Here is a 19,343-nt window from a genome sequence, read left to right as displayed (position 1 = left end):
ATGGCCCGGCCCTGCATCGTTCGAGGAGATGGCGATGACCACCCTGCAAGCGTCCACATCTGCGATCTGGCATGCCGGCGAGAAACGCCTGCAGCAGGCCGTCGGCGTCTCCGAGCGCATGGACGATGTCGGCCAGCGCGTGATCCGCCGCTTCATGCCGGAGCAGCACCGCGCGTTCTTCGCGAAGATGCCTTTCATGATCGTCGGCAGCGTCGACGACCACGACGACGCCTGGGCGAGCGTGCTCGTCGGCGAACCGGGCTTCATCATCTCGCCGAGTCCGACGCAGCTGGTGCTGCAGGCCACGCGCGATCCCGGCGACCCCGCGGTGTCGGGTCTCACCGCAGGCCGGCCGATCGGCATGCTCGGCATCGAGCTCGACACGCGCCGACGTAATCGCGTCAACGGTCACGTCGTCGACGCGACCGCCGGACGCATCGTGTTCGATGTCGAGCAGAGCTTCGGCAACTGTCCGCAGTACATCCAGCTGCGCGACTACGGCCTCGTGCGCAATCCCGCGGTGCCGTTCACCGCGCCGGTCGAGGAAAGCGCCACGCTCGATGCCGAGGCGCGCGCGACCATCACGCAGGCCGACACGTTCTTCGTCGCCTCGTACGCCGATCGCGACGACGGCCGCCAGGTCGATGTGTCGCATCGCGGCGGCAAGCCCGGCTTCGTGCGCATCGCCGACGACGGCACGCTCACGATCCCCGACTTCGCGGGCAACCTGTTCTTCTCGACGCTCGGCAACATGCTGCTCAACGGCAAGGCCGGGCTCGTGTTCATCGATTTCGCATCGGGCGACGTGCTGCAGCTCAGCGGCGATGCCGAGGTCGTGCTCGATTCGCCGGAGATCGCGGCGTTCCAAGGCGCCGAGCGGCTGTGGACGTTCCGCGCACGTCGCGTCGTGCGCCGGCGCGGCGCGCTCGCGATCCGCTGGACGTTCGCGACGGACGGCTGGTCGCCCAACGTGCTCATGACCGGCGACTGGGACGAGGCCGCGAAGCGTCTCGAGGCGATAGCGCTCGGCACGCGCTGGCGTCCATACAAGGTCACGCGCATCGTCGACGAGAGCGCGTCGATCCGCTCGTTCCACCTCATGCCCGACGACGGCGCCGGCCTGCTGCCGCACGAGGCCGGGCAGCATCTGCCGATCCAGGTCACGCCGACGGGTTCGGACGTGCCCCTCCTGCGCACCTACACGCTGTCGAGCACGAGTTCGGATGGCGAGTACCGCATCAGCGTCAAGCGTGACGGCCGCGTGTCCACGCATCTGCGCGACGCAATCCACGTCGGCGATGTGATCCATGCGCGCGCGCCGGCCGGCGCCTTCACGATCGATCCGCGCGGGAAGCGCCCGGTCGTCATGCTCGCCGGTGGCGTCGGCGTCACGCCGATGCTCGCGATGCTGCGCGCGATCCTCTACGAAGGCCTGCGCACGCGCGGCATCCGCCCGACCGTGCTGTTCCAGGCCGCGCACACGCTGACCGACCTCGCGTTCACGCGCGAGCTCGACGGCATCGTCGACGCCGCACGTGGCGCGATCCGCGTGATCCGCGTCCTCGGTGACGCCACCGGTGCGAGGGAACGCATCGACTACGACGTGAAGGGCCGCATCGACATGGCGATGCTGACGCGCTTCCTGCCGTTCGACGACTACGACTTCTACCTGTGCGGCCCCGCCACGTTCACGCAGTCGCTCTACGACGGCCTGCGCGGGCGCAACATCGCCGACGACCGCATCCACGCCGAGGCGTTCGGTCCGTCGTCGCTGCGGCGATCGACGCCGCTGCCTTCGACCGCGACGCCGCTCGAACCCGCAGCGACCGAGCCCGTGCCCGTTGTCTTCACGACCTCGCTCAAGGAAGCCCGCTGGACACCCGAATCCGGCAGCCTGCTCGAACTCGCCGAGTCCCGCGGACTGAGTCCGCCCTTCAGCTGCCGCGCCGGCACCTGCGGCAGCTGCAAGACACCGCTGCTGGGCGGCAAGGTCACGTACCGCAGCGAACCGACTGCACCGCATGCGGAAAACGAGGTGCTGATCTGCTGCGCCGTTCCCGCCGCACAGGACGCGACGTCGGATGCGGTGCAGCTCGCGCTGTAGACCGCTCGCAAAATCCTTCCGTAGGGCGGAACCCGCGAAGCGGATTCCGCCGACGTGCGGAGTGATACGTGGCAACACCATGCACAAGCGCGGAGTTGTACGTGGCAGCACCTTGCACAAGCTTGCTGCGACATCGCGAGTCACGGCGGAATCGCCTGCGGCGGTTCCGCCCTACGCGAGCTGTGCACGGTTCGCGGTGTACATCACGCGTGTATGTCGACATCTCACCGAGAGCGGCTTGCCTCCCCTCTCCCCTTGCGGGAGAGGGGCCGGGGGAGAGGGGCGGGCTCGAGACAAGGCTCGACGTCGTACTCCGTCCGCACCCTCATCCGGCCCTGCGGGCCACCTTCTCCCGGAGGGAGAAGGGAAGAGATGGTGCAACATGCACGTGATGATGCCGGACACACTCTTCTCACGGAGAAGAAGGAAGAGCAGCGGCGTGACCCGGCGCGTCGCCACGCCGTCTATCATCCCGACGATGCACACCCCCACGTCGATCGTCTCCCACACGCAGCGGCACACCCACCGCTCGCCCACACGCGAGGCCTGATCGGCATGGATCGCTGGCACGTCATGCGCATCGTCGCGAAGGTCGCCGAGACCGGGAGTTTTTCGGGGGCCGCGCGACAGCTCCACATGAGCGCTCCGGCGGTCACGCGCGCAGTGGCGATGTTCGAGGAGGCGATCGGTACGCGGCTGTTCGTGCGCACGACGCGGTCGGTCAAGCTGACCGAGGCCGGCACGCGCTACATCGAGGATTGCCGGCGGATCCTCGCCGACATCGCCGAGGCCGAAGCCGCTGCAGCCGGTGCGTACGCCACGCCCTCCGGCACGATCGTCGTGACCGCGCCGGCGATGTTCGGCCCGATGCACGTGCTGCCGATCATGACCGAGTACCTCGATACCTACCCGAGCATGGCGGGGCGCACGTTCTTCGTCGACCGTCCCGTCAACATCGTCGAGGAAGGCATCGATGTCGCGGTGCGCATCGGCCATCTCGCCGATTCGGGAATGATCGCGATGCCGGTCGGCTCGGTGCGTCGTGTCCTCTGTGCATCGCCGGCCTACTTCGAACGCCACGGCGAGCCCGCTTCGCCCGCCGATCTCAAGGACCACCGCATCGTCGCAGGTACCAGCGCCTGGGCGTCGCCCGAGTGGCGGTTCGCGAACGACCAGCGCGTCACCGTGCATGCCGCGCTCCAGTGCAACACCAACGAGGCCGCGATCGGTGCCGCGCTCGACGGTTTCGGCCTCACGCGTGTGCTGCTCTACCAGATCGCGCCGGCGCTGCGCGAAGGCCGCCTGCGCATCGTGCTCGCCGAACACGAAGCACCGCCGCTGCCGATCCACGTAATCCATTCGCAAGGTCGACACGTACCGGCCAAGGTGCGTACGTTCGTCGACCTCGCCGTCGCGCGTCTTCGTGCCGAGCACCTCGCTGACGGATAAGCCACGCCGCGCTGGCTTTCGCACGCCTCTGCGCCAGACGCATCGCCGACGGGCAGCCCCAACGCCACACCACGCTCGTCGTCGCACGCCTGCGTTCCGGATGCCTCGCCGACGACTCTCCCCCACCCGCCGTGCTTCGCAGCGCTGGCGGTTGGACACCTACGCGCCAAGCTCGTCGCCGACTGACCAACTCTGCCCAGCGCTGCACCGAGCCCTCCACTTGACACTCCGTCAACCGGAATCCCCCCGCGCTTGACGCATTGGAGATTCATCAAAACCGCGCCGATCACGAGACTGCCCCCACGCCGAGCGGCCTTCCGCCGCCGGCGCCCACCATCACTTCCAGGGGCTTCCCATGATCAAGAACATTCCCGTCTCCGAGTCCGCTCACGCCCGCATCTCGACCGTTTCCATGTGGCTGTGCGTCGCCGCGCTCATCGTGTTCACGACGGTGCTCGCATGGTCCGGCTTCAACGGCTGGCGTCAGGCCAGCGCTATCCTCAAGGACCACAGCGTCGTCGTCGCGCCGGTCAAGCTCGAGGACATCGAGGAGAAGAGCGGTCGCAAGGGTCGCACCACCTACACCTACCACTTCAGCTACACGTTCGAGGCCGGCGGCACGACGCACACGGGCACGTTCTCGACCTCCGAATCCAACTCGGAGCGCTACATGGAAGAAGACGCCACCGTGAAAGTGGCCTACGCCAACGCCGAGCCGTCGCGCTTCGAGCGCCTGGACCGTCTCGAGGCGAACAAGAGCCTCGGCAGCGTGCTCAAGCGCTGGCTCATCACGCTCGTCATCAGCGGCGTGCTCGCCTTCGCCGCGCACCAGATCATCACGCGCCGCCTGTTCGTGGTCGATCCGCCCGCGACGACCGCATCGGCCTGAGCCCGGCATCGGAGCGGCGCATGACGACGATTGACATGGACGACGCGACCGGTAGGGTGGCCGGCTGCTCCCTTCCCTCCTTCGACGTCATGCCCGTCTCCGATTTCCCCGATCTGCTCGCCCAGCACATGCGCAGGATCCGGGCGAGCGCCGCGGGCGTGGCCAGCGAGATCGGCATCAGCCGCGAGGCGGTCAACAACTGGCGGCAAGGCCAGTCGCTGCCGAACCGCAAGCACCGCGACAAGGTGCTGGCCTGCGCGAACTACCTGCGCCTGACCGAGGTGGAGACCAACCAGCTGCTCGCCTCCGCGGGATTCGAGGCGGAGTTCCCGGTCGAAACGACACGCACCCCGGTCGCGACCGCCACGAGCCGACCCGCGACACCGACGGCCGTGTCGGCACTCTTCGATCGCCTGCAGCAGCTGCGGCCCTACCCGGTCGCGCTGCTGCTCACCCAGGCGCACTGGGGCCAGCCGCCCGAACGCGCCGCGATGCTCGCCGAAGCCGAAGCGCGCTACGGCAGTTCGCGCGTGCTGCACCTGCAGCCGCCTTTCAGCGCCGAACCCGGCGCCGACACCTACTTCGCCGCCCTCGCCCACCAGTGCGGTTTCACCGGCGTCGACACCGATCACGCCTTCGAAGCCGAACTCGCGCGCCTGCTGCGCCATCCCGGACCGCTGTTCTGCCTCGTCAGCCGTTTCGAGCAAGGCGCACCGGCACAGCGCGACCTGCTCGCCGGCATCCTGCGCAGCCTGAGCGAGATGTTCAGCGGCCAGCTGCACGTGCTGATCTGCGGCGGCGCCGCGCTGGCCGACCTCAAGTATCAGGGCGGCGACCTCTCGCTGCTCAACATCGCCGCGAGCGAAAGCTGGCCCGAGCTCACCGTCGCCGACGTGCAGCGCATGGCGCTTCCGCACGCGGTCGACACCGCGACCGCCGATCGCGCACTGCGCCTGTCGGGCGGCCATCCGCTGCTCGCGAGCGCTGCGCTCGCGCTGCTGCACGAGTCTTCCAACGAAAGCGACGAAGCCCTCGTCGAACAGCTCGCCAGCCATCCGCCGCTTTGGCAGGCCTTCCTGCCGCTGCTCGAAACACCCGCGCACCGCGCGCCGATCCGCGAGTGGCTGGCCAAGCCGCGGCTCGCGCCGGCACGCCCGTACCTGCTCGATCCGCTGCTGCGCAGCCTGTACTGGCACAACCTGCTCGTGGCGCGTCGCCATGCCGATGGCCTGTGGCTCGAATGGCGCTGCGCGGCGATCCGCGAAGCCGGCCTTCTGATCGCGCGAAGCCTCGACGACGCGCAGGCATGAGCACCGATTCCCGTTCGCGCGCGTGGCGCTGGCTGCGCCCCGTGCTCATCGCCGCGGTCACCTGGTTCGTCGGCAGCGCGCTGTTCGCGCCGTGGCTCAACCCGTGGCTCACGTGGAAGATGCAGCGCGACGGCGAGACCATCATGCTGCTGCAGCAGGCGCGCATCGACATGATGCTCGCACGCGAGGAAGCGCATTCCGACTGGCTCATCGAGAAGCGATGGCCCACCGAGGCGCGCGTGCCCGGCGTGCACGATCCGGCCCAGGCCACGCTGACGATCGACGTACCCGCCGAATACGAAGTGCGCTTCCGCTATACCGATCGCTTCCCGGAGCATTCGGGCCTGCGCGGTACCGCGCTGATCCTGCGCATCGATCCGCAGACGCAGTCCTGGAGCTGCCGCCCCGGCACGCCCGCACCGCCGGCCAGCCTCACGCCGATGGACTGCCGCGTGTCGCAGCCGTGGACGCTGGTCGATGTCCTCACTCTCGTCCTCGTGCTCGCGTTCGTCGCGATGGCCGGCGTCGCCGTGCTCGTGTTCGTCGCGCGCCCTGCGGCAATTCTCTCGATCCGCGATCCGCAGCGCGTGCTGCGCCATCCGCTCGACGGTCTGCCCACGCTTGATCGCCACCTCGGCTGGCTGCGCCATCGCAACCAGTTGCTGCTCGCCGCCAGCGTGCCGACGATCCGCTGGCGCGAGGCCTTGCGCCACGTCGCCGACGATGTCGAGCACCGCGCGACACGCCTCGCCACGCGCATCGAGGCGCGTTCGATCCGCGCCAAGGACTGGGCCTTGCCGGGCCACGTCCACGCCTGGACCTTACCCGCCTCGCTGCCAGTCGCGCTCGAGCGCCTGTGGCTGTACCAGCCCGATCCGACGCTGCCCGCCGAGGACATCGTGCGTCGCCTGCGCGAGCTGCCGAACGGTCAGGACGTGGTGCTCGTGCTGAGCCCTTCGGTCGAACACGACACGGCCCTGCTCGCGTTCGCGAACGACCCGGCCAACCTCTGCGTGTGCGCGGATCAGGCCACGCAGACCGAGTGGCTGCTGCAGCCTTCGGCGACCGACGTGCTCGTCAACCTGCTCGCGCGCCAGCTGCGCGTCACGCGCATCTCGCCGTACCAGACCCGCGGCGGCGTCACGCGGCCGTCGGCGTTCTTCGGCCGCGAATCGCTACTCGCGCGCGTGCTGCATCGCGAACCCGGCAACTACCTGCTCGTCGGCGGACGCCAGCTCGGCAAGACCAGCCTCATGAAGGCGATCGAGCGCCGCTTCGAAGGCCATCCGCGCGTGCGCTGCCACTACCTGTCGCTGCGCGACCATCGCCTGTTCGAGCGCATCGCCGCCGACCTGCGCCTGCCCGCCGACACGCCGATCGATGCGCTGGTCGACGCACTCGCCGAACGCGCCGGCGGCCGCCGCCTGTTGCTGCTGATCGACGAGACCGATCTCTTCATGCGCCACGAGGCGCAGCACCAGTACGCGCAGCTCAACGCCTTGCGCGCGCTGAGCGAGGAAGGCCGCTGCCACTTCATGCTGGCCGGCTTCTGGGATCTGTACGAGGCTGCGATGCTCGACTACGCCTCGCCGATCCGCAACTTCGGCGAGATCATCCACCTCGGCGGCCTCGAGCGCGACGCCTGCGTGGCGCTCGCCACCGAACCGCTCGCGCGCCTCGGCGTACGCTTCACCGACGCGACGCTGCCCGAGTTCCTCGCCACCACCTGCGGCCAGCGCGCCAACCTCGTCGCGATCGCCTGCCAGCAGGTGCTCGAACACCTCGAACGCCACCAGCGCCTCGTCGACCCGCGCCGCCTGCACCAGGCCCTGCAATCCGAAGCGATGGCCGATGCCCTCGCCGGCTGGGCCCGCCTCAGCCCCGATCCCGTCGCGTGCCAGATCGACCGCATCCTGGTCTACCGCGTCGCCCAGGCCTTCCACGCCGCACGAAGCGACGCCGCCCCGATCACCCTCGCCAGCCTGCTCGCCGACTTCGACACCGCCGGCATCGCCCTCGAAGCCGAGATGCTCCGCCGCTCCCTCGCCCGCCTGCAACTCGCCTATGTGCTCAAGCGCGAGAACGACGGCGAACACGTCGTGTTCGCGGTGCCGCTGTTCGCCTCGCAGTTCCATGCGGGGGAAGTGGATGCGTTGTTGGGGAGGGAGCTTGCGTCGCTAGGTGAAGCGCCAAGCACTATCCCCACGCTGAACTCATTAGCGTCGCCAAATCACGCCGTGACAAAACCTCAGTGAAGTCTCGCCAGTCTTTTTCTGGAGGCATCATCGTGCCGGTATAGCGCAGGTCGAAGCCTGTCGCTGTCTTTTGGGCGTTGATGTACTCGTCCAACTGTTCACCGAGTGTTTCGATGTCATCGATCCACTCGTCCTTGATGGTGTCGGGCAGCGATCCGAAGAGGTCGTAGCGGTTCTTCATGCGCTCGGACAGGCGCTCGTAGATCTTTTCGTCTACGGTTTGCTCGAACACGAGATTCAGCATGTCGACGGTTTCGCGTCGTTGTCCAAATCGCTTGATGCGGCCAATCCGTTGTTCGAGGCGCGTGGGGTTCCACGGCAGATCGACGTTGATCAGCGTACCCAAGGTTTGTAGGTTCAAGCCTTCGCAAGCGGCATCGGTCGCTACCATCACACGAATCTGGTGCTCAGCCACCATCCGCTTTAAGGTTTCTCGCTCAACACTCACGCTGTCGCCGCGCTGGTACAGACGGCTGCGACCCGCGCCCGCGTACAGACCGACAGCTTCTTCCGGGTAGCGCGCCGCCAGTGAGTCCGCCAGCCACTTTGCCGTGTCGTAGTACTGACTGAAGATGATGACGCCCAACCAAAGCCATTTCTCCTTGTCGAGAAAATGGACGACGGCCTCCATCTTCGGGTCGGCTTCCAGCCGCTCGAGTCGGGTGATCAGGCGTTGCAGAACTTCGCGTTCCTCGCCCGTCTCGATCTTGAGGTCAACTTCCTGCTCTTCGTCCTCCTCGTGCTCGGCATCGCCTTGCAGCAAGCGCCGGGCCGTCGCTAAGCCCGCGTGGATGCTGGAGCAAATGCGCTGCTCCATCAGGTTCTTCATGAAGCCGCTGCCTTTACCGCGTTTGGCCAGTGCCTTGCCAAAAGCGCGGGCTTCGCCATAGGCCTGCCGGAAGTCTTCCGACGTGCGCAGTGCCTTGCCCTCAAACAAGGCATCGAAAGCGCGCTGTTCCGATACTTGTTCTCGTTCCGGATGCACGTCCACGCCGACGCGAGCCAGCAGCCCCGCATCTTCAAGCTGCTGGCGTTTGCGCAGCACGACATGACGCACCAGCGGATTTTCGCGCTGGAAAAGCGTTGCACCTGACATGCGGCGCTCCAGCTCCTCTTCCAGAATCTCCCGCGTTTCCTCCGTCAGATCGGCCAGCGAACGGTTGGTTTGCCACTCCCCGTTCTGCAATCCCAAGTCTTGCCGGATCGCGGAGAACAAACGTCGGGCACGAGACTCACTGGTTGATTCCATGCGCGGAAGTGGCGAGCGCAACAGTTCCCACGCATGGGTGAGCGATTCCACCTCCATGCGGCCCGCAAGAATGTCGAGCACGTCGTCGGGCCGGTGCCACGGCGCCAGGTCGTGGCCAAGCACGAAGCGGCCTGGGCCTTGGTGCAGGATGCCCAGCAAGTCCCATAGATCAGCAGGGTTGGTCTGGATCGGCGTGGCTGTGCCCAGCAGCACGTGATCGGCACGGGCTGCGATCTCACGCATGAAGGACAGCAGCTCGTTCGGTGTTCCGGCTTCCTTGCCGAAACCCTGGCGGGTTCTGGCTTTGTGCGCTTCGTCCAAGATCACGACACCGAAGCGCATACCGAGCAGGTGCTGCTTCTCCAGCGAGTCGCGCATCATCAAGCCGGTGGAGACAATGCCGATGCGCAGCGGGCAATGAGCAATCTGTTCGCGCCCGGCAGGCGACAACACTCGCTCGTCCGCGTCCAGCCAGACCTTGCCCACGGTATCCCAACGTGCGGTCGGGATGCCCAGCTTGTCCAGCATCTCAGTCTGCCATTGTTCGGTCAGCGTGGCCGGGGCAAAGATGACAACCGGGCGGCGTGGCCCATAGTCTTTGTCGGATAAGAGGCAAAGCGTCAGTGCGGCCGTCGCCAGCGACAGCGTTTTGCCCAGTCCGACCTCGTCGGCCAACAGCAGGCGCACCGTGCCGTAAAGCCGCTGATGGCGCAGACATTCGGTCAGAAACCCTTGCTGCCACGGCTGTAACTGCTGGCCTTCTCGGTAGAGAGGCGACTCAATCAGCGCCGCAGGGGCAAGGTTTTCGTCATCGTCGATCTCGATGAACTCGATCTCTCGCCGGTAGCCGCGCCGATGTACCTCGCGGATCACGGCCTGCGGAAGGGGTTTGGCGGCGTTCCAGAGGAAGTGAAATTCTTCCTCGATCCACGCGACGCCTTCCGGCGATTCGTCCTCCCACAGGATTTCGTAGTGGCGCTGCCAGCCGCTGCGCGTCTCGTTCATCGACCCGATGAAACCCAGCCTGCGGCCATCGGCTAAGGTAATCACGCCGGCCTTGCCGTGCACGAAACCGCAGATGTCATCCGGCGCGATTCGCACCGCCTGCCCATGCTTGGCGAGGAACGCGTCCAGCCGCCGATAGCGTTCGCGGTTCAGCAGAGCCTCGGCCTCCAGGGCGCGCTCGTTCCAGCGGCCGAGCATTTTGCTCTCGCGCAGTTGCGCCACTTTCAGGTCGTCCGGGTGAATGTCCACATTGCAGACGATCTTGACCTCGGGGATGTGCTCCAGTGCCTCGCCAGCCACTTCGAACAGCGAGCTGGTGAAGTAGCCCGCAATGCGCTTGTAGCTCCGCGCACCGGCCAGATGCTGCATCAGGAAGCTGGCATCCAGCCGATGGGTACGCGAGGAGAAGCGCCGGATGCTCATGGCCCAAGACCTCAGTCGCCGAAGCGCAGATTCTTGAGACGCGCACCCAATACCTCGGCGGCCGAGCGCACCTCAGATTCGGGTGCTTTGCGCTCGATGAAAGCCAGCATGTCCACCAGCAGGGATCGGGCCTCCAGGAAGTCAGCCATCTCGGATCGCAGTTGTTCGACGATGACTTGCGCCTCGGTGTCCTTGAGCAGTTGTTGCAAGGCGATGATGAGCTGACCTAACCGCGTCACGCCGATCTCGGTGGCATCTGTCAGATCGCGTGAAGCGTATTCGCTGACGCGCTTGAGGCGTGCGTTGTTGGGTCGCATGTAGCCCATCACACGTGTGTAGTCCGTTACGCGGAAGGCCTTGGCGAAGTTCTGGTAGTTGTCCAGTTTGCCCGCGCCTGCGGTTTCCATGTCCATCATCCGCAGTACAAATCGCTCGATGCCAGTGAGCCGGCCCCAGGCGTCGGCGGTGAGATCTTCGGGAACGAGCAGGCTGGATGCGGTTTCCGCTGCCTGCTGGACGATTTCGTCCACCACCGTAACTTCACCACGCGCACGCGGGCGCAGGGCGAAGGTGGTGACGTCCTCGTCGCCGATGCGGGTGTAGGCGGTCAGCACCTTGAGCGCGGCGGCGTAGCCTGCCATCTGCAAGTCGGAGTCGCCCCATACCGGCTCGCCGTGGTGGTCGGCCACGGTTTTGTTGAGGTGCATCATGGTGTCGATCTGCCGCGCCACTTCCTGTCGCACAGCGGGCAGCAGGCGCTGCTTGAAACCGGTGCGCTCGCCTGGGGCGCGCTTCTTGAGCATCAGGGTGACGGTGCCCTGGACGTAGCCACCTTTTTTGAGCTCGGAGGTGGTTTCGGTGGCGATATACCAAGCCGCCACCACCTGCAGACCAGCCGCCCAGAAGATGCCGATCAAGTCGCCCCAGACGGTGGTGTCCTGATGGGTAAACATTACGCATTGCATACCGTTGTCGGGCATGTGCTCGGCCATTGCCTTGTAGGCGGCGACCATGCCTCGCCTAAAGTCTTCGCCGGAGCCTTTGACCGCCAGTGCACGACGCGAATCCCACACCCAATCGTCGAAGGGCTTGGGTGGATTTTTGCGCAGCCAGGCGATGAAGAACTCGGTAATTTCCTCATAGTTCACTGCGTCGGCATATGGTGGGTCAGTAATGAAAATATCTTGTTCTTGGGTTAGTTCACGGCTAGGTGCGCAAACCACAGATGCGTTTGTACGCACGGGCGCATTTTTATAGTTCTGCACAAAGATGTGATCAAAGAAAGACCTGTTTGCCCAGTTGTAGAGGGTGTTTAACGCCTGATTTGAGAATACGTTAGACGTAAAATCGCTGCCGCCACCAGATGAATACCTCACAATCCAGCGCGATAGTTTTGAGCAGAAATCAAGCGTCCCGCAGAGTTCCGGAACCAATTCGGGCTCGCCGATATGTTTTCTCAGCAAAGCCAACTTAAGAAGATCTCTCGGCGAAAACATGTGATGCCAGTGTGTCCAGCCACGCGTTCGGATCGGCTCGTCGGTCTTGTCACCCGGCTCGATGGCCATGTCCGGCACCAAGCCTTCGTTCTGCCAGCGATTCAGCCTTTCAGCGAGGAGCTTTTCAACTGCCCGTTCGTGCTCGATGTCAGCTTTGGTAGGTGCAGCGAAGTATGTATCCTGCCTTCCCGCGTAAAGTGTGTCCTTGGTGATCCACTGGATCGCGTACAAGCGCTCCTGAAATATGTCGTCTGGGCGCGGTTTGAAATCACTCTTTTCCCAAAGACGCAGACGGTTGCCGGTGCTGCCATCTTCCTTGCGATAATCACCACGTAGGGTTTTGATTGAAGTGCGGTAGGTTTTGCCATCAAGCTCATAGACCATATCGCCGTCGGAAACAGTTCCTTTCTGCGCAGCCTCAAGTGCAGACGCGGAAACGCCAAGCTCCAATTCAATATCGAACCGCTTAAGCTCAGAATTCGGCACGAGCTTGGCAACAACCCTTTGCCGTGGTGAGACAACCCAGCTTGGCGCTAAAGGAACAAGCCAGCCTGTTTCCGGGCACCTTGCTTCAAGGCAGTAAAGGTAGGCCTTTATCCGATTGCCTTGTTCGTCATGTTCGAAGCCAAGATCGGTGATTTCTTTGTCTACTGCCTTGGCCACCTCACGCTGAAGTTTTTCTATTTCTGTCTGTCGCTTGGGTGAAGCGCCGATGATGTTCAACGCCCCCCACGTCAACATGCAGGCGATGGGGTTGAGGTCTGAGGCATAGACGTCGCAGCCCATGCGCGCGGCCTCGAACGGGATGGAGCCGCCACCTGAGAAGGTGTCGCCTACGCGTGGACGATGGCCATAACGCAGGATGCCCAGTTGCTCCACGAGTTCGGAAAGGGATTTCACATTCACACCCAAATGGGCGTAGTGACGATTGACCTCTGCCCAAACCGGGGCATACAGCCACTCCTGATCCAGCTCTTCCGGACGCTTGCCCAGACTGGCCTTCTCCTCATAGCTGGCGTAGGTGGCAATCAATTTGCGATAGATCACCAGCTTGTCGTCGTCACTCAAGCTGCGCTGCCACCGCAACGAGATGCCTTCGGCATCTACGTCCATCGGGAAACGCATCCAGCGAATATCACCACCGGTGACATCGCCACGCTTGATCGTTGCTTTGAAATAATCCCAGGGTTCGTCGAGCTGAATGCGCGCCGCAATCTCGGCAGGCGACACAGCGTTGCCGACCAGCGCGCGGCGTGCCAAGCCCTCATCGTCGAAAGCCATGAGCTTTTCAAAAATGGCGAGGTCTGCTTTCGCGTCATTGGTCGGCGGCAGAAGGCTGGCCAGCACGATGGCGCGCACCAATATCAGCGGTTTGCGACCTTTCCAGAATGACCCAAGCGCAGTCAGTGTCTGGCCCGGTCCTGCTTTGCGCTCCTTCTGTGCCTCGAACGACACTTTCTGAGCAGGGAAAACTGTCTCGATCAGCGCGGGCGCATCTTTCAGGGCCAAGGGCATAAGAGTGATTGTTGTTTTTTGCATTCCCTTATGAATCCTCAATGGGCCGAAGCCACGTCAGGTGACAGCCAGCCGTGGGAGCGCAGCCGCTCTTCGGCAATGGCAAGCTGGCGTGGGGTGAACTGCTGCTTGCGTGCATTCCAGCCATAGACCTGACGTTCTACGCTCTCGTGCTGTGTGGCACCCTCGCGGCTCATCACCCAATGCACTGTGGCGAGGAGTTCTAGCCCGTAAGGTGACTCGAAGCCCTCGACCAGCTTGGTTACGCGCTCGAAACGGGCGCGACTGATGTCGTGTTGATCCAGATAATCCTTGGCGTCTTCCACCGCACCGGGCACCAACGTTAGCGGCTTGTCCGGCGCATCGCCGCCGTCGGCGTAACCCGCGATCAAATGACCTTCCACCGCCTTCAGTACATGCCGAAGGTTCTCGGCGTAAGGGCCGTAGTGATGCTTGACGTACTGGAGACGCAGCGGCTCGCCTGCTTCCTGCATGAAGTACATCAGCTTGTGGACTTCCAGCAGGGTGACAAAGGGGTCAAGCAGGCCGCCAAGATAGCGCTGCATCAGTTCCACCAAGGCGGCGCGACCCGCCGTCATCTTGGGTACCTCGCGCACGTGTGCCATCTTGTCGTTGGCAGGGGCTCCCTTGGGCTCAAACACCAGCACGCGTACTTCGGGAAGCTCTGTCAGTGCGCGCTCGATGCGTGGTCGCACCTCGTTCCAGTCCAGCCCGCCCAAGCCTGCGCCCAGCGGCGGTATGGCGATGGAGCGGATGCCCTTGTTGCGGATGACATTGACCAGATCGACAAGGCCCGCATCGATGTCTTCAATACGGCTCTTGCCGCGCCAGTGGCGCTTGGTCGGGAAGTTGATGATGAATCGCGGCAACGTGAGCTGACCCGTCTCAAAAACGAACATGCGACCAGGCTGCACAGCTTTGCGTTTGCAGGCGGCCTCGTAAGTCTTGAAGTTTTCGGGGTAGACGTTCTTGAATTGCAAGGCGATGCCACGCCCCATTACACCGACACAATTGACGGTGTTGACCAGTGCGTCTGCCTCACATTGGAGGATGTCGCCCGAGGTGTACTCGATCATGACTGTGCTCCTCTCATTCAGTAGTACCAGCCAGGCAGGACTTCGACCGTGGGCCGGTGTCCTTGCGCTGGGAGGGCGTTAGCGACTTGGTTGTAAACGAATGCCGATTGAACACCGATGCGTTCGATCAAATGCCAGGGGAAGCGCTGCTCCACAAGGAACTCGGCTTGTTTGCCTTCCTTCAGGCCGCCACTCCAGTTGGTTGCCTGCACCGCCGTCCAGTTGATTTCACCAAGACATGCGAGATCATTCCGGTCTTCAAAGTAAGTCGATCCGGCGTTGGATAGCGTAAATGCCCAGCGAGCAGGTTGTGCGTTGGCCCAAGCCACCACTGCGCCTAAATCTGCCTGCAAGTGGATGATGGACGCTTGTCCACCTTGATAGGCCAGTTCTGCGTTGCGGCGGTGGATCAAATACAGCATCACGGATCGCGGGCAGAAGTAAAACGGCACGCAGGCACCGACGAACAGGCCAGGATGACTGGCTAGCTGAAGCTCGGTCAATCGGCGCTGCTTGATGTGGCTCATGCCAATCATCGTTCCACCCAGCGCCTGCGCTTGCACCACTGCGTCCGACAAGAGGCCACCTGATGCCACAATGGACGGCAGACGATCCACGTGGGCGATGTGGTAGATCTTGGGCTGCGGGGGCACGGCGTTCATGGAGCATCATCCCCGAACAGGCCCAATGAGGTCTGGAGAGCGCCTTGCTCAGACTTGCCACGTCGCGCACGAGGTGCCAGTAGTTCGCTCTGCGCAACATCACCCAAGGCGTGCTTGAGCGCCGCGCGCCAACCCTTGCCCGCGTCCATCACGCCGCCGGTGCTCATCGCTGTCATGCCAAACAGCCACCAGCGCTCTTCCGGGCGCAGCGCCAACCAGTTGCGCACGGCGACTGGAATCTTTTCCATCTCCATCTGCTCGACGGCCCAAGCCAGTACGCACAATTCCTTGCCGAGCAAGCGATCCACAGGGTTGTCGCCGACCTTCCACGCGCCGGGCTTGATGCCATGCGCGGCCAGACGGGCGTTGAAGGCACGTTGCACCTCGGCGCGGATGGCGGTCCAGCGCGGGCGATCCAGCAGAACGCGGTCGATCACCGCGCTGTCGTTGCTTGCAGCTTGCAAGCCGAGGTGTTCACTGATCTGAACCTTACCTGCGCTGGCCTTGGGAATGATGACTTTGAAGTGATGCGGATCAGAAGTCGCAGGCACGCCAAAACCCAGAGTGTGCAGCACTTGCGCACGCACCTTGGGCGATGGTGTGTTGCCTGCGGCTTTAGCCATCCTCATTCCTCCTGATTGATGTCGCCCGGCTTCAGCTCGATCCCGGCGAGCTTGGCGAATTCTTTGAGTGCAAAGCCGCTGTCGAAGGCGATGCCGTCGGCAATGGCAATGTTGAGCGGCGCGTCGGGCTCCTTGAGTACGTCACGCAGGCTGTTGACCACGCCTTCGATGATGGCGGCGGTGACTTCGCGCTCCTGAAAGCGCACGGTCACGGTATTCTCAGCTTCACCAATCTCGACGCGCACGCCTTTGAAGCGCGTGCCCGACTGATCGCGGAAGCGGTTAATGACGCTGAAGACTCGGCCGGTGGTGTCGAGCGCAACGCGCTTGCTTTGCAGGCGCGCAGGCTTGCTGTCGACGATCTGAACGGTCTTGTCGCCGCCGGCGGGGATCTGGAAGTCCGCTGTTTTGTTGGCCTCGCCCGCGCGGGCAAACACCAGCAGGCGACAGCTGGCGGAACCGATCTCGAACGGCACGTCGTAGCGGGTGCCGTCCTTGGGGTTGGAGCCGTCCAAGGTATAGAAGATGTCGGCGTGCGGTGTAGCCGCCAAGGTGACGCGGCGCTTGTCCGCCGCAGGCTCGATCTGATGGCGAATTTTGAGGTCGGCGAGCCAGCGAGTAGCTGGGCCGCTTTCGTAGCGCCCGGTGGGTTCCTTCACCATGAAGTAGACCGTGCCCTCGCCGGTGGCGAAGTTGTCCAGGTCATCAACCTTGGTGTCCTTGTCGGAAACGTCGGGCTTGTTCGACCAATAGACGATGGGGCTGTCGCCCGCGTGGCGCGGCGTGAGGCTGAGCACTGTTTCGCCAGTGTCCGGCTTGACGTTGATGACGGAGACGTTGACGGTGGCCTTGTCCTTGGGGAACGGGCCCTTCTCGATGTAGCCATCCTCGCCCAAGCGCCAGCGGCCCTGTTTCAGAGCTTCGGTCTTGAGGGTGTCGAGGCCACCGGCACCCGGCATCCACGGCCAGATCGGCGAGCACTTGGCGCGCGTGGCGACATCCTTCCAAGGGGTGCGGCGGTTGTCCTTGGCGGACGGCCACAGGTACTCCTCGGCCTGCGCGAAGCATTCGTCGAAGTTGTCCTTGCCCAACTCGGCCACAAGCTTGTAGTCGGCGCGCGGACTGGCCAGCAATTTTTCGATCTGTGTTTCGGCGGACTGATCGCCTTGACCGAGCTTGAGCCCTTGGTCAATGCTGACTTTGCCCAGCTTGTTGCTGCCGTCCACTGCATCGTTTATGGGAATGTAGAGGCAGTTGTAGGCGGCGGACAGCGCTTTGCCGAAGCGGTCTTCCGATTCCTCAAAGCGGTCGCGGGCTTCCTCGAACAAGGTGTCGCCCGACTTGAGGCGCTTGTGGATTTGCTCGATGGCGTACAGCTCGCGCAGTCGCTCCTCGACTGCATCGGCCAGCATGCTGTCCTGCCCACTCAGCACCAGCAAGTTGTTCTTCTCCTGCTGGTAGTCGAAGAAGTTCTGCAATTCATTGGGCGGCACTTTGCCGTCGGGCTTGATGACGACCAGAGTGCGGGGGCCACCGAGCCTGAGCTCGCCAAGTTTTGGCAGCACCTGCACGTCTTGATAGGCGATCTTGCTGACCGGAACGAGGATGCCCGTGAGGCGATTGATGAGCGCCTGATCGACCTTGGGTTGAGGAACGTCTTTGGCGTTGCGCTCAATCTGGCGCGACAGGTTCTCGGTTTCCTTGATGAAGAAGCGCTGCTCTTCACGGTGGAGATACCACGCCGATTCGCGCAGGCGCTGCAAAGCTTGCAGGAACTCGTCGGGCTTGCGCTGCGGAGCGGCCAGGAACTCGATCAGCTCGCTCTCCGACAGACCAATGCGTCCACCGACGGCGCGCGACAGGCTGGATGACAGCAACAAGGTCATGAGCTGCTGCGCGGCATCCCCGGCCAACTCGACGTCGATGTGCTCAGCGATGGCGTTGCCTGCATCGGCGATGTCGCGCGTCACAGCTGGCATCAACTTGGGCGCAATACGCTCGATCTCATCCTTAACCTGCTCATCGTTCAAGTCGAGGTGCTGTGTACCGACCAGGAAGACGTCGTCTGTCTCTCGCTCGTCCACGCTCTTGAGCAGGCGCGCGGTGAACTGCATCAAACCACGGGTCTGGCGGAAGCCTTCGTTCTCTTTGAACAGCGCGACGAGGTGCTTGAAGGAGGGATGAAAGGGATAGGTTTCCCGCACCTGCTCGGCGATCTGCTCGATGCTGCTGGCTACGATGTAGCCACCATCTTCGGCCTTCTTGATCTGCTGCGCGTACTCCTCGGCGATATCGGAGATGACACGTTTGTCCGGCAGTTCGTCGATGAGGCGCTTCTTGAGGATCTCGTAGATCTCGTTGCCCGCCAATTGCACCGGCGTGATAGTCATCGCCTGACGACGGGTTTCCTGCTGGAGGTTGGAGATGGCGTCGGACAGCGCCTTGGTCTGGGCCTTGTAGCTGCCCGAGAGGTTGGCGACCACGATGGCGCAGTTGGGCAGCTCTAGCGCAGCGCTCATCAGGCTGGAGAGGCTGTAGACCGCCATGTTGGCCAGTGTGCCCTGGCCGAACACTTGAGTGCTGGCGTTGTCCAGATAGGGCGGCAGTTCGTCGAGCAGGATCAGCGTCGGCTTGTCACCGATGATTTCCTTCCACTGGCGCTGGTCGACGGCCTTCGGACCGTTTGCCCAATACGGCTTGATGGCTTCTGCAGCCCCGAGCTGGGTGGCGATTTCGCCCCAGATGAAGTTGTCGGGGTTATTGCGGCCGTTGAACGCAGCAATGCGCGCTTGCCCAAAATCGACGCGTGAAGCCAAATCGGCAGGCAGAACGTCTTTGCGCAGATGTGCGTGCCGTGCCAGTAGACCCAGCGCGATCATCATGTGCGTTTTACCGCCACCCATCGCCTGGGTCAGTTCAAACACCGCCTGATCTGACTTGCCGGAGAGACGCAGCAGACCTTCGCGAAAAAGCTGATCCATGCCGTGGGTGACGAAGTTGCGCGAGAAGAACTCGCTGCCGTCGCCCGCGTCATTGATGAGGTCTGCGAGGTTCTCTATCCCTTGGCTCATCCGGTAGTCGCGGATGATGGGATTGAACCGGCAGGCTTGCTTGACCGTTCTGATCATGAACACGCTCCGTTGTTGTTCTCGGCACTCTTATGCTTGGGGATCGCGACATCGTGCTACTCGCACTGGCCCCAAGACCAACCCTTGAACCCGTTCGCGATGGATCAACGCTCGTCGTTCGCTGTACTGCGCACGCCC

11 protein-coding genes are annotated in these 19,343 nt (G+C 63.6%); 5 read left to right on the top strand and 6 right to left on the bottom strand.

Annotated features, from left to right (window positions below):
• Positions 1-34: 34 nt before the first annotated feature.
• From ACQQ2N_RS15575 to ACQQ2N_RS15555, 5 genes are all read left to right on the top strand, one after another.
• Complete coding sequence (locus ACQQ2N_RS15575; RefSeq protein WP_440222491.1) at positions 35-2,104, top strand: 2Fe-2S iron-sulfur cluster-binding protein; 2,070 nt, start codon at positions 35-37, stop codon at positions 2,102-2,104.
• A gap of 555 nt (positions 2,105-2,659) precedes the next feature.
• The gene (locus ACQQ2N_RS15570) at positions 2,660-3,553 is read left to right on the top strand and encodes a LysR family transcriptional regulator (protein WP_440222490.1); all 894 of its coding nucleotides are present in this window, start codon (positions 2,660-2,662) and stop codon (positions 3,551-3,553) included.
• Positions 3,554-3,908: 355 nt separating this feature from the next.
• Entirely contained in the window at positions 3,909-4,442 is a 534-nt protein-coding gene (locus tag ACQQ2N_RS15565; protein ID WP_440222489.1) for a DUF3592 domain-containing protein, read from the top strand.
• A gap of 20 nt (positions 4,443-4,462) precedes the next feature.
• Entirely contained in the window at positions 4,463-5,752 is a 1,290-nt protein-coding gene (locus tag ACQQ2N_RS15560; protein WP_440222488.1) for a hypothetical protein, read from the top strand.
• Positions 5,749-8,007 carry an AAA family ATPase gene (locus ACQQ2N_RS15555; protein ID WP_440222487.1) on the top strand — a complete coding sequence of 753 codons (2,259 nt, stop codon included), beginning with the start codon at positions 5,749-5,751 and terminating at the stop codon, positions 8,005-8,007. The genes ACQQ2N_RS15560 and ACQQ2N_RS15555 overlap by 4 nt, the downstream gene beginning before the upstream one ends.
• On the opposite strand, the gene ACQQ2N_RS15550 is transcribed toward ACQQ2N_RS15555, so the two are convergent.
• Genes ACQQ2N_RS15550 through ACQQ2N_RS15525 form a run of 6 tightly spaced genes read right to left on the bottom strand, consistent with a single transcriptional unit; the run spans position 7,949 to position 19,205 of the window.
• Positions 7,949-10,684 (bottom strand): phospholipase D-like domain-containing anti-phage protein, encoded by a 2,736-nt coding sequence (locus ACQQ2N_RS15550; RefSeq protein ID WP_440222486.1) that lies wholly within the window; start codon positions 10,682-10,684, stop codon positions 7,949-7,951. The two genes, ACQQ2N_RS15555 and ACQQ2N_RS15550, sit on opposite strands and share 59 nt — an antisense overlap.
• Positions 10,685-10,695: 11 nt before the next feature.
• Complete coding sequence (locus tag ACQQ2N_RS15545) at positions 10,696-13,695, bottom strand: anti-phage-associated DUF1156 domain-containing protein (protein ID WP_440222485.1); 3,000 nt, start codon at positions 13,693-13,695, stop codon at positions 10,696-10,698.
• A gap of 38 nt (positions 13,696-13,733) precedes the next feature.
• Complete coding sequence (darG, locus tag ACQQ2N_RS15540; RefSeq protein ID WP_440222484.1) at positions 13,734-14,792, bottom strand: type II toxin-antitoxin system antitoxin DNA ADP-ribosyl glycohydrolase DarG; 1,059 nt, start codon at positions 14,790-14,792, stop codon at positions 13,734-13,736.
• 17 nt (positions 14,793-14,809) lie between these two features.
• Positions 14,810-15,454: a type II toxin-antitoxin system toxin DNA ADP-ribosyl transferase DarT gene (gene darT, locus ACQQ2N_RS15535; protein WP_440222483.1), complete on the bottom strand. Its 645-nt coding sequence runs from the start codon at positions 15,452-15,454 to the stop codon at positions 14,810-14,812.
• Positions 15,451-16,077: an anti-phage-associated DUF3780 domain-containing protein gene (locus ACQQ2N_RS15530; RefSeq protein WP_440222482.1), complete on the bottom strand. Its 627-nt coding sequence runs from the start codon at positions 16,075-16,077 to the stop codon at positions 15,451-15,453. The genes darT and ACQQ2N_RS15530 overlap by 4 nt, the downstream gene beginning before the upstream one ends.
• Before the next feature lie 2 nt (positions 16,078-16,079).
• On the bottom strand, positions 16,080-19,205 hold the full coding sequence (locus ACQQ2N_RS15525; RefSeq protein ID WP_440222481.1) for an anti-phage-associated DUF499 domain-containing protein: 3,126 nt from the start codon (positions 19,203-19,205) through the stop codon (positions 16,080-16,082).
• Positions 19,206-19,343: the final 138 nt, after the last annotated feature.

Source organism: Dokdonella aquatica (genome assembly GCF_051987395.1).
Lineage (GTDB): Bacteria > Pseudomonadota > Gammaproteobacteria > Xanthomonadales > Rhodanobacteraceae > Dokdonella.
This window is presented reverse-complemented; position numbering and strand designations above follow the sequence as displayed.